Origin of the sequence: Parabacteroides chongii (assembly GCF_029581355.1) — a bacterium.
Classification (GTDB): domain Bacteria; phylum Bacteroidota; class Bacteroidia; order Bacteroidales; family Tannerellaceae; genus Parabacteroides; species Parabacteroides chongii.
On record NZ_CP120849.1, the window covers coordinates 4,402,426 to 4,414,532 of the forward strand.

Sequence of the window (12,107 nt, forward strand, 5' to 3'; positions counted from 1 at the left end):
TTTGTTGTAATTGGTTATTAGAATTGTTTATAGATGTAACAAAGGTAGTAATTCTCTGAATTATAGTGTATCTTTGCCCGTAAAAAATATTAATTTAATGGAATTATATGCTTATATATCACTGCATTCCTTTATCGAAGGATGCGTGGTAACTACCGGGGAACCGGCACTTACTTTACAGGCTGATAATTTATTATATACCGTTCCTCAGGAAGAATATCAATATGGATTGTCGCTGCTCCGGAAGGCGATAGGAGAGTATGAAATACAAAAAGGAATTCCGGCAGAAGAGAGTAAACAGGCTATTCCTTTTTTTCGTGAGAAGCGTTGTATGCTGATCGGGCCGGAAATGGATATTTATAAATTGTCTTTTTATGAAAATGAAACCGAACTCCCGGAAAAGGTAAAATCCGCTAAACAACCCTACCTGCGTTTGTCTTTCGATTATGAGCAACTGGCGGAACATTGCCTTTTCGAAAACATGTTCCTGGTTCGTTGTAAATACGATGAAAGACAGGTACTCGATAACTTTATTACGCAAATGGAGCGTGAATACGATAAGTTCTTTTTCGATGATGAACACAGTGGCTTTACATCCGATTCCCGTTTCTTCTCGCTTTTATGTAATGCTTGTCTGGAAGTAAAGGAACCGTCGTGTGCACCGGAAAAAGAATGGCGTTTGGCAGTCCTTCGTAGTCCGGTCGATGCCGGTTACCGGTATGAGAACGGGCAACTGAGACCTTTCGTTCCCATTTCTTTGCCGCTGAATGTTATCCGTAAAGTCACTTTGCTCGACAGTGGAAAAGAAGAATTGAACTTTAGTGCCCTTGCCGGTTTTATGCAACGCATCGGTTTATCGCCGGAACGTTATCTGGAAGGATTGCTGGAAGAATAAACAGATGATCGATTATGGCTACAACAATTCTTTAATAACTTTACATGGGTTTCCTACTGCAATACTATTGGCCGGAATCGATTTGGTGACTACGCTTCCGGCTCCGATAACGCAATTGTCTCCAATCGTAACACCCGGCAGGACGATTGTGCCGCCACCGATCCAGACATAATCGCCGATGGTGATCGGAAGGGCTTTGGTTCTGAAAAAGAGTTCTCCAGAACTTTCATCCCAGTCTTCTACAAACCTTTCGTTGGCGGCTACCGGATGTGTTGCTGTATATAATTGAACGTTGGGAGCAATCAATACATTATTTCCGATCGTAATAATATTGTCGTCTAAAAAAGTACAGTTCATATTGATAACGACTTTATCGCCAATAAAGATATGCTTTCCGCATTCGCAATGGAAATTAATATCTACACTAACGTGCTTACCTACTTTTCCGAACATATCATGCAAGAGTTCCGTTCTAGTTGCTACATCGGAAATGTCTGTCGCATTGAATTTTGAAAGCAATCTTTTGTTTCGGATAATCATATCCAAAACTTCTTTATCAAGCCGGTTACAGTATTCACCCGATAAGAATCTTTGATAGTTGGTTTCCATATAATATGAGTTGTTTTTAGGTAAGATTTAGTCGAATTGTACCACCCAATCTTTATCATGATAGGCAGCAAAACACATCTCTACCTGTTCTTTATTATTCTTTTCTTCTGCTAACGGGGGAATTTCATCGAGATTGAAATATCCGCTTTCTACCGTTTCTATGTTCGGCTGAAAAGCTCCGCCTTTTACTTCACAGAGGAGAAAAACTTTACAGACATTATAGGCGTACGGAGGCAGGTTGTGGAGGTTTCGATCCTGTACAGCTATTATCCGGATGGCTTCGACATCCAATCCGGCCTCTTCTTTTACTTCCTTCACTGTATTTGTTTTTATGGTTTGGTTTACGTCGACCCAGCCACCGGGCAAAGACCAAGTACCGTTCTTTTCTTTTACCAGCAATATTTTGTTGTCTTTAAAGATAGCCGCCCTGCTGTCGAGCTTAGGCGTTTGAAAACCTTCTTCATTACAGAACAAGCTTTTTATTTTCTCTAAAGACAAGCCGCTTTGTAGACTCAGTATCTCGGCAGATATCTCTCTGATACGTTCAAAACGTTCAATATCAAAAGCATCTTTTGAATAAGTTAATCCCGCCTGTGCGATGAACTGTAATTCTTTTGCCCATTCGAGCCACTTTGGTTGTTGATTTTCATTCATACTGTATCTGTTTTCCTGGTACGCTTGTAAAAATACGAATAATTCTATATGTATTGTAACCTTTTCCGGAGAACTTGAGAAAACACAATCTGTAATTTGGGTTATATTACCCGTAATTCGTCTACAAATAATCTCTTTGTGACCAGCTACTTTTGTAACATGAAAAATAATTAATTGAATTATGGAAATTATTAAGAACAAAGAGTATGAAGGCGAACGTCCTTTATTTGCTACACACGATTTACAACTGGAAAATGTAACGATTCATACTGGCGAATCAGCTTTAAAAGAATGCAGTAATATCATTGCGGTAAACTGCCGCTTCGAGGGTAAATATCCTTTTTGGCATAACGATGGTTTTATCGTGAAGAATTGTCTTTTTACCGATGGAGCACGCGCTGCCCTGTGGTATTCACGGAACCTGCAAATGAGTGACACTATTGTAGAAGCTCCGAAGATGTTCCGTGATATGGATGGGATCAAGTTAGAGAATGTGCGATTATCCAATGCGTTGGAAACGCTTTGGCATTGCCGTAACGTTGAACTGAAGAATGTACAGATCGACAAAGCAGATTACCTGTTTATGCACGGAGAGAATATCCGTATTGAGAATTACAGTCAGAATGGAAACTATTCATTCCAGTATTGTAAGAATGTAGAAATCCGTAATGCCGTTATTAATTCGAAAGATGCTTTCTGGAACACTGAAAATGTGACTGTGTATGATTCTGAACTGACTGGTGAATACCTGGGATGGCACTCACATAACTTGCGCTTGGTAAATTGCAAGATATCCGGGACACAGGCTCTTTGCTATGCGCATGACCTGGTAATGGAGAACTGTACAATGGCGGATGATGCTGATCTCTGTTTTGAATATAGCAGTGTGCAGGCAACTATTAATAGCCCAGTACATAGCGTGAAGAATCCGCGTACCGGACGTATCACGGCTGAATATTACAATGAAATCATTATCGATGAAAACATCCTGAAGCCGGCAAACTGTGAACTGAGACTGTGGGATAACGTAACTTGCTTCAATCAATGAAATACAATTTTGACGAACTGATTCCCCGTCGCAGAAGTAACTCCTATAAATGGGATACGGCGAAAGAAGAGGATGTCCTGCCCATGTGGGTAGCCGATATGGATTTCCGTACGGCTCCCTGTGTGGTTGATGCATTGCGCAGGCGGGTGGAACATGGCATTTTCGGTTATACCAAAGTGCCGGCCGCTTATTATGAAGCTGTAACGAACTGGTTCACGAGACGGCATGGTTGGCTGATAGAGGAAGACTGGATTATTTATACTTCAGGGGTAGTTCCGGCCTTGTCTGCTGTAATCAAAGCACTCACCCTGCCGGGCGATCGTGTATTGGTACAGACACCGGTCTATAATTGCTTTTTCTCCTCTATTCGAAATAACGGTTGCGAAGTGGCCGTCAATCCTCTTCTTTATACCGATGGAACTTATCGGATTGATTTCGAAGGTTTGGAAAGAGAAGCCTCCGACCCAAAAGTCAAATTATTACTTTTATGTAACCCACATAATCCGGCAGGCAGGGTTTGGACCCAGGAGGAACTGACGCGTATCGGCGAGATTTGTTTTCGGAATGATGTATTGGTTATCGCCGATGAGATTCATTGCGAATTGGTTTTCCCGGGACATACTTATACGCCTTTCGCCTCCATTTCGAAAGACTTCCTGATGAATTCCGTTACCTGCATTTCACCGAGTAAGGCATTCAACCTGGCGGGATTACAGATAGCAAACATTATTTCTGCTAATGAATATGTACGTATGAAAATAGACAAGGCCATCAATGCCAACGAGGTCTGCGATGTGAATCCTTTTGGTGTTGAAGCTTTGATCGCCGCTTACAATGAGGGTGCAGAATGGCTGGAAGAACTTAAACAATACCTGCTGGATAACTATAATTATCTGAAAAGATATTTTGAAAAATATCTTCCCCATTTGAAAGTCTTACCATTGGAAGGCACTTATCTGGTTTGGGTAGATTGTTCTGCTCTGAAACAATCTTCAGAAGAAATTGTAAAAGCTTTGCTGGACAAGGAAAAGCTGTTGGTAAACGACGGGAATATGTATGGCGAAGCAGGTAAAGACTTTATCCGCATCAATATCGCTTGTCCGAGAGCACTTCTGATCGATGGTTTGGGCAGGCTTAAGCGTGTACTGAATTAGTTATAAGACTCAGTGAAATATTTATAAATCACCTCGGATATAGAGGCTATGATCTTTGCATTTGTTTCCATGCTCTCATTCGAATCTTTGATGAATACAGCAACAGTGTATCTGCTTCCATTCGGGAGCAGAACAAAACCGATATCGTTTGTTCCAATGAATTGTCCCTTTGCATTCTGATCGCTGGTACCGGTTTTGTGTCCTATCACTGCGTCAGTTTTTAATAATGGCTGGGGGAGACGGTCTTTTCCGGTTTCACATTCGATCATGATGTTTTTGAGGAATTCCTGATATTCATCTTTGAATAATGACCGGGTAAGTAGAATTTCTAATAAACGGGCAGCTTCCAACGGTGTACTCCAGTTCAGGTAGCAAGCAGATAAATCCTGATGCATATCATCTTCGGTGATTACAATGGAAAATTGCTGTATACCTAATGAACGGATATATTTGTCCGCAACTGAAGGACCACCTATATATTTGAATAAGACGTCGCAGGCAATATTGTCACTTAGCTGAATAATGTATTTCAACAGTTCGCTGATCGGAAGGGAAATATTACCCTGGGGATATTTATCGCGTAACGGACTGTAAGTGTTTTCAATTATATCCTCTTTCTCAATCCGTATTGGGGTATCGAGAGGCAGATTATTTTGCTGCAGGTAATTGAGCACCGCCAATGCCTGATGAAACTTGAATACACTCATCATCGGATACCGGTCTTCATTATTAATGGTAACAGTATCTTTACCATTTAATATGATACCTACACCTATCCGGGCTTTTTTATCTTTGATAATTTCCTGAATATTGGCTTTTAATTGCTCAGATTGTGCTTGTAAACCAGTTATGTAACAGAGGCTGCAAAGAGCGAGAAGAATAATACGTATGTGTTTCATGAATATAAAATAAATAGCTTTTATACCGCAAGGCTTTCTTTTATTTCCAACTGATAAGCTCTTCCTCTGTCGGTCGTTATTTTCAGATTGCTGTTATCCTCCACCAACGGACGCAGGCGGCGGATCAAAGTGTTCAGTGTTTCGTCGGCATTGTCTTTACCCGGCCATAGCGTATCACAGATATCTGCTCTGGGCAGGATATGAGAGGAGGAAAGGAAAAACATTTCCATAACCTTATATTGTTGCGGGGTAAGTTTCAATTTCTCCCGGTCTTCTTTATAGAAGCAGGCATGGCGACAAGAGAATGTAAGATTACCGAAAACCAGTGTTTTCTCTTCTTGTGGCAGACTTGTGCTTCTGCGACGGAATAAAAAGATAGAAAGGGCACCGGACAGGATAGCTGCTATCAGCAGTACTAAAGGAGTCCGTTTGTCTGTAAGTGCCAGAATATCCTTAGTCGAATAATTGATATATCCTTGAAAAGAGATACCCAATTCTTCTTGTGATGCTTCGGGGAGATTTAAATTAGCGCTCAGCCAGATAACGGTATCGCTTGCCAGGTAATTCTGTGTCTGATCTTTTTCAGGTGTTACGTATGCAATAGATTTATCCGTCGCTTTCTTATTTTTTACGTGAACGATAATACCGCTTTTCTCTTTCAGCTGTTCAAACTTCAATGCTTCGGCAAAATCTTTATTATAACTCTCGATAGAAACCGGATTTCCGAAAACGGCAGACAAGCGCGAATAAGTCTTGAGTGTATCCTGGTTCATCCATTGTTCGGAGTTTTGCATAATGGTCTGCTGCAATGCCTGGTTCAGATCCGAAACGATTGCTTTCTGTGTTTCCGAATAATTGTGAAAGCCGAAACTGAATGATAGTACAAGCATGCAGGCTGTAAAAATAACCGATAGATTTGCTGCTAACCGTGTGTTCATCGTTTTTCTTTTATTAACGCCCGAAGATAAGAATTTATTGTAAGATTCGGATAAATAAAAATTAGTACCTTTGTATTCCTAAAAAGAGAAGGTACGTGGAAGAATATCTGGATCAACTAAATGAGAGTCAGCGCGAAGCTGTTATATATAACGAGGGGCCGTCGCTGGTGATTGCCGGCGCCGGTTCCGGTAAGACAAGAGTACTTACTTATAAGATTGCTTATTTGATACATTTGGAGTTACCTCCTCAAAGCATTCTGGCACTTACTTTTACCAACAAAGCAGCACGTGAAATGAAAGAACGTATTGCTAAGATAACCGGTGACCAGACGGCACGCCGGTTGTGGATGGGAACGTTCCACTCGATCTTTTCACGCATTCTTCGTTATGAAGCAGAACATATCGGTTATCCTTCCAATTTCACGATTTACGATGCTGCCGATTCGAAAAGTTTATTGAAGGCTATTATCAAAGAGATGCAGCTGGACGACAAAGTGTATCGTATCGGAATGATACAAAGCCGCATTTCGAATGCTAAGAATGCGCTGGTTACCTGGAAGGCTTACGAGCAGTCCAAGGAGTTGATACAACACGATATAGATTCGAAAGTCCCTTTGTTGCGTGAAATATATAAACGTTATCAGAATCGTTGCCAGCAGGCAGGAGCGATGGATTTCGACGATTTGTTGCTTCAAACGAATATCCTGTTCCGCGATCATCCGCAGGTATTGGATAAATACCGTAGCTTTTTTCAGTTTGTATTGGTCGACGAGTATCAGGATACCAACTTTGCCCAGCATTTGATCGTCCAGAAGCTTTGTGAGCAACACCGCCGTATTTGTGTGGTGGGAGATGATGCTCAGAGTATCTATTCTTTCCGCGGAGCCAATATCGATAATATCCTGCAATTCAAAAATCAATATCCGGGTTGCCGTATCTTTAAACTGGAACGTAATTATCGTTCTACACAGAATATTGTGAATGCAGCAAACAGCTTGATCCATAAAAATAAAGAACAGATATTCAAGAACGTATATTCAGAAAAGGAGCAAGGCAGTAAAGTCCGTGTCTCTTCTTCCTATTCCGATTATGAAGAAGGATACGCTGTGGCCGCTATGATCAATGAAATGCGGATGCGCAAGGATTATGATTATTCCGAATTTGCCATCCTGTACCGGACAAATGCCCAGTCTCGTATTTTGGAAGAGGCGCTTCGCAAAAGAGGAATACCTTATAAGATATACGGCGGTTTGTCTTTCTATCAGCGTAAAGAGGTGAAAGATGTGATTTCATATTTACGTCTGATTATCAATCCTCATGATGAGGAAGCATTCAAACGTGTTATTAATTATCCATCGAGAGGGATCGGGGACACGACGGTTAATAAAATAATTAGTGCTGCGACCGAAAATAACGTAAGTCTTTGGACGGTTTTGAATGCTCCAATAGACTATGCGTTGCCGATCAATAGCGGTACAGCGAAGAAATTATCTGATTTCCGTGAAATGATCGAACGTTTTATACAAGAGAATGAACGTCTTTCCGCAGAAGAAATGGCGGCAATGGTTGTGAAGGAAAGCGGAATAGTCAGTTCACTTTTTCAGGATCGTTCGGTAGAAGGAATCAGTAAGCAGGAGAATCTGCAGGAATTATTGAAAGGTATCGCTGAGTTCTGTGAACTGAGACGTGAGGAAGGTGTCGAACAGGTTTCTTTGGCGGACTTCCTTTCCGAAGTATCTTTGTTGACCGATCAGGATAATGACAAAGACGAACAGGCGAATAAAGTAACTATGATGACGGTTCATGCAGCCAAAGGTTTGGAATTCAGAAATGTGTTTGTTGTCGGTTTGGAAGAAGAGTTGTTCCCGTCCTCTATGTCGAAAGATAATCCGCGTGCGGTGGAGGAAGAACGCCGTTTATTTTATGTGGCAATCACTCGTGCCGAGGAAAACTGTGTGCTGACTTATGCGAAAAGCCGCTTTCGGAACGGACAGAGTGCCATGTGTTCTCCCAGTCGTTTCCTGAAAGATATCGATGTGCAATTTTTGGAACTTCCGGCTGATACGTCGGCAGATACGTTTGCTGCTGCTCGCGAACGGTTCGAGCGTCCGGCTTTTTCTTCTCCGTTCCAGCAGCCGCGGGCTGTGGAGAAAGAAGAATCTTCTTTCATTTCTCCGGTGGCGCAGGCACAGCAACGTCAGCGTCTGACAAGAGTAGAAACAGCAACTTCCAAGCCTGTGACGTCTTCTGCCCCCGTATCCGATCTTTCCGGCTTACGTGTCGGAGCCAAAGTACGTCATGATCGTTTCGGTGAAGGAGAGGTTATTGCTATTGAGGGAGATGGTGGCAATGCTAAAGCAACGGTGGCATTCATCCATTTTGGACAAAAGCAATTGCTACTAAAGTTTGCCCGGTTGACAATTGTTGAATAAGTTATAACAGGTTGTTTATTTTTTGTTTGGTATGTGGGTTGCTGGGGCGTACCACTGTTCCGTAATCCACAATAACTCCTTCGCGGTTGATCAACAGGTAGTGAGGATACCCTTTTAGTGCCAGTCGATTTTGTATTTTCAAAAACGAGTTATTATCAGTCATGTCGGTATAATGCAAGCATTCTATTCCGGACTGTTTGAGTTCTTGTCGTTTGATAATATCTTCATATGTTTTTTTGTCTTCTTTAGAACCACTGGCACAGATGCTTATCATGGCAACATCTTCCAGAGAATATTCTTTACGAAGTTTTTTTAATGGCTCCATTTCTGCTAAACAAGGTGGGCAAAAGGTTGTCCAAAAGTCTATATAGATAACTTTCCCTTTATGTTTGTCTAATATATCATAGATCGGTTTCATGTAATCCATATGAGTTTCTAAAACCTGTTTGTCGGAATAATTGCCGTAAAGCATGTAGTCGGATACGGTACGCGGATTTTTTAGAAAGTCTTTTTTATTTTGGAAAGCCGCATGAAGTGTCTGCTTTAAAACCGGGATATGTACGATTGAGTCCAGTTGGCCCCGTCGTTGGGAGAAGAGTAAAGTGTCGTTAGCCTCCAATGATTGGGAGACGGATGCTGCAAAAATATACTGTTTGGTATTCTTTCCAGTTGGATAGTTTATAAAGTCATCGAACGTAGCTCTCTTATTTTCTTTGTAGAAGGTCTTGCTGAAGATAAAAGAGTTGACGACTTCTGCCAATTTGAATATGTTGGATGGAATAATTTCGCCTTCGAAAAGGGAGTCCGTTTTAGCTAATAGCTCCTGTTCGTTGTATCCGGATATATCTTTTTTTCTCCAAAGTTGTTCGTTTAGGTAGTCGATCAAACATCTATAATAATCAATCTTTAATAATTTGTCGGTATATTCCTGGATTACATTGTCTGGCTGGAAGGTTTCGATAAATTCCTGTCTGCGTTTTAAACGTTGCTGATATTCTTGCTGAAGTTCTTTATTGAATGCTTCCGGCTCTTGATCCCGTCGGATAGAATAGACTTCTATGTAATAACGTCCGCTTTGTGCAAACATATTTATCAGTTGATTCCTTTTCTCTTCATTTCCGAATACTTTTGGATTTAATAAGTCTTTAAAATTTATTTCCACATGCAGGCTGTCGCCCGGACTGACGAGTAGGTGATCGGCATATTTATGGATTTGCACATTGCGCAGTTGTGCATATGGAGAAAAACGAAACGAAAAACTTCCGTCTTCAGCAATAGGGACAATATACTTTGTCTCCTGGTCACGGAAAAACGGAACGATGAGTGTTAAGTCTTTTTCCTGCGGGTAAAAATCACTGTTCAAGACTTTTCCGGTAATAATAACTTTCTTCGAGTAATCCTTATATTCTTTGTCGGATGAATTACAAGACAGGCATAAAAAAGGAATCAGAGGAAATAACAGTCGTTTCATGGTATTCGGGATTACAGGTACTTTGTAAACAAAAGTACGATTTTATATCGAGTAAGGAGTACGAATCTAATAAAAATCTATACTTTTGTAGTACTAACTACTAATAAATAAAAGTATTCCCTTTTTCGAGAGGGCGGGGCATGTTATCTTTATTATCGCCTGGCAGCATTTTGAAGATTTCATGCCTTCTTTGTGTCTACTCAAAAAAGGGAATATGTGTTAAACCGGATTGACTATTGTAATCTGAAAATAACAGGAACTGTATAAGCAATTCTTATAATTTCGCCATCCTTATTTTTACCCGGAGTCCATTTGGGCATTGACTTTGCAACCCGCACAGCTTCTGCATCTAAAGATGGAGAGACGCTGCGTGCTACTTTGATATCTGATATACTACCGTCTTTTTCTACGATAAACGTCAGGGTCACTCTTCCTTCTTCTTTCTTTTCAAAAGCTTCAGCCGGATATTTTATACTTGTGGCTAAAAACTGCAATAGTTTTCCCTGTCCACCAGGAAATTCAGGCATTACTTCACAAACAGTGTACACTTTATCATCCTGAGGTAGCGATACCTCCTCTGTTTTTTCCGGGACAAACTCGGGAGTCGTGACAGTAACAGGTGCTTTAGAGGCTTCCGTTGTCCGGTTATTTACAATCCGGGCCATTACATCGATGTTGTTGAATAGCAACATGGCAGCGGCCACCGGAATTAATGCCAGATACTTTACTTTTCCGACATTCTTCGTTCTTTTTTTGTTTAACATAGAAATTCTCTTTTTTAATGGTAAGACACTAAAATTATTATATAGATTTGCTATAGCCATATTTGAATGCTCCATTCCTATAAGGTGATACTGATATTCTTTTTTATTATATCCGGCATACATAACCTCTTGATCTGCCAGATATTCCAGATTTATATTGATCTCCTTCTTAAAGTACCAGGCAAACGGATTTATCCAACAAATAATTGAAACAAGTTCCCCAAGTAAAACATCGAAAGAATGCATTTGCCGGGTATGTGCCGTTTCATGCTGAAGTATTTCTCCCAGTACAAGTTTGTTTTGAGGTTTGGTTGGAATAAAGATCCATTTGAAGAAAGAGTAAGGTTCTTCTGTTTCCGGAATCAGACATACTTTAATTCCGTTTATCAAGCCCTTTTTACTCCGACGATAAGTGACGAACAAGTTTATCATTTCAGCAAAACACCGGATGGTTAAGACCAAGACTCCGGCTAAGTAAACTATGATAAAACAGTTCATTACGGCTTTTCCCCAATCTGTATTTACTTCCTCGGCTGTCTTGTTTATGTGGGTTGTTGCTTCGACGATAATATCTTTAGGTAAAATCGTTGAATAATAGGATACCATTTCCGATATAGTCGGGCGTGTCGACAACCAATTGCTGATATCTGGCAATTGATATAGAAAAGCAACCAGTAACATACCTAATAACGTTATTCGTCTCAGTCCGAAAAATGTATCATTACGGAACAACAGACGGTAGCTTATATAAAGTAAAGCCAACGCCAGGTTTGCCTTGATAAAATAGATAAATAGCGGCGTCATAACAGTTTGCTTTTTAATATTCTTCGTTTTCAATCAAATCCATCAGATCCTGCAAGTCGCTTTTGGACAGCTTCCGGTCTTTCACAAAGAAAGATACCATTTCCTTATACGAACCGGTGAAATAATCTCTGACCACATTCGACATAAAGGTCCGCTTGTATTCCGTTTCCTTGACCAACGGGGAAAATTCGGTAATCGTTCCGTACTTTTTCGGAGAAACATATTTTTTGCGCTCCAAATTGCGTATAACGGAGGCGACACTGGTATAAGGAGGACGAGGTTCCGGTATTTCATTCAGTATGTCCCGAATGAAACAAGGCCCTAACTTCCATATATACAACATAATCTCTTCTTCTTGTGCTGTCAATCGTTTCATTTATTCGTAATTTTCTGATTAATAGTCTACTATTTTTTAGCAAATCTACTAATATTTAGTAGT

At 40.6% G+C, this 12,107-nt stretch carries 11 protein-coding genes; 4 read left to right on the forward strand and 7 right to left on the reverse strand.

Features of this window, described 5'->3' with window-relative positions; genetic code table 11:
- Positions 1–97 precede the first annotated feature (97 nt).
- A complete protein-coding gene (locus P3L47_RS16570; protein ID WP_277781482.1) occupies positions 98–895 on the forward strand; it encodes a hypothetical protein in 798 nt (265 codons plus the stop codon).
- 18 nt (positions 896–913) lie between these two features.
- On the opposite strand, the gene P3L47_RS16575 is transcribed toward P3L47_RS16570, so the two are convergent.
- A complete protein-coding gene (locus tag P3L47_RS16575; RefSeq protein ID WP_129733578.1) occupies positions 914–1,504 on the reverse strand; it encodes a sugar O-acetyltransferase in 591 nt (196 codons plus the stop codon).
- 27 nt (positions 1,505–1,531) lie between these two features.
- Complete coding sequence (locus tag P3L47_RS16580; RefSeq protein ID WP_129733579.1) at positions 1,532–2,158, reverse strand: NUDIX hydrolase N-terminal domain-containing protein; 627 nt, start codon at positions 2,156–2,158, stop codon at positions 1,532–1,534.
- 181 nt (positions 2,159–2,339) lie between these two features.
- Here P3L47_RS16580 and P3L47_RS16585 point away from each other — a divergent pair, with 181 nt between their 5' ends.
- On the forward strand, positions 2,340–3,206 hold the full coding sequence (locus tag P3L47_RS16585) for a DUF3737 family protein (RefSeq protein WP_122359891.1): 867 nt from the start codon (positions 2,340–2,342) through the stop codon (positions 3,204–3,206).
- Positions 3,203–4,360, forward strand: coding sequence for a MalY/PatB family protein (locus P3L47_RS16590; protein WP_277781483.1), 1,158 nt, complete (start codon positions 3,203–3,205; stop codon positions 4,358–4,360). The genes P3L47_RS16585 and P3L47_RS16590 overlap by 4 nt, the downstream gene beginning before the upstream one ends.
- On the opposite strand, the gene bla is transcribed toward P3L47_RS16590, so the two are convergent.
- Both bla and P3L47_RS16600 read right to left on the reverse strand, forming a co-directional pair.
- Complete coding sequence (bla, locus tag P3L47_RS16595) at positions 4,357–5,259, reverse strand: class A beta-lactamase, subclass A2 (RefSeq protein WP_277781484.1); 903 nt, start codon at positions 5,257–5,259, stop codon at positions 4,357–4,359. The two genes, P3L47_RS16590 and bla, sit on opposite strands and share 4 nt — an antisense overlap.
- Positions 5,260–5,279: 20 nt before the next feature.
- Positions 5,280–6,197: a helix-turn-helix domain-containing protein gene (locus P3L47_RS16600; protein ID WP_277781485.1), complete on the reverse strand. Its 918-nt coding sequence runs from the start codon at positions 6,195–6,197 to the stop codon at positions 5,280–5,282.
- 95 nt (positions 6,198–6,292) lie between these two features.
- Between P3L47_RS16600 and P3L47_RS16605 the strand changes: the two genes are divergently transcribed.
- Positions 6,293–8,629 carry an ATP-dependent helicase gene (locus tag P3L47_RS16605; protein ID WP_277781486.1) on the forward strand — a complete coding sequence of 779 codons (2,337 nt, stop codon included), beginning with the start codon at positions 6,293–6,295 and terminating at the stop codon, positions 8,627–8,629.
- Position 8,630: 1 nt separating this feature from the next.
- Here P3L47_RS16605 and P3L47_RS16610 read toward each other — a convergent pair whose 3' ends face one another.
- The 3 genes from P3L47_RS16610 to P3L47_RS16620 form a co-directional block, all read right to left on the reverse strand.
- Entirely contained in the window at positions 8,631–10,100 is a 1,470-nt protein-coding gene (locus tag P3L47_RS16610; RefSeq protein WP_277781487.1) for a TlpA family protein disulfide reductase, read from the reverse strand.
- Between the two features lie 233 nt (positions 10,101–10,333).
- Complete coding sequence (locus P3L47_RS16615) at positions 10,334–11,668, reverse strand: M56 family metallopeptidase (RefSeq protein WP_277781488.1); 1,335 nt, start codon at positions 11,666–11,668, stop codon at positions 10,334–10,336.
- A gap of 13 nt (positions 11,669–11,681) precedes the next feature.
- Positions 11,682–12,044: a BlaI/MecI/CopY family transcriptional regulator gene (locus tag P3L47_RS16620; RefSeq protein ID WP_277781489.1), complete on the reverse strand. Its 363-nt coding sequence runs from the start codon at positions 12,042–12,044 to the stop codon at positions 11,682–11,684.
- Positions 12,045–12,107 lie beyond the last annotated feature (63 nt).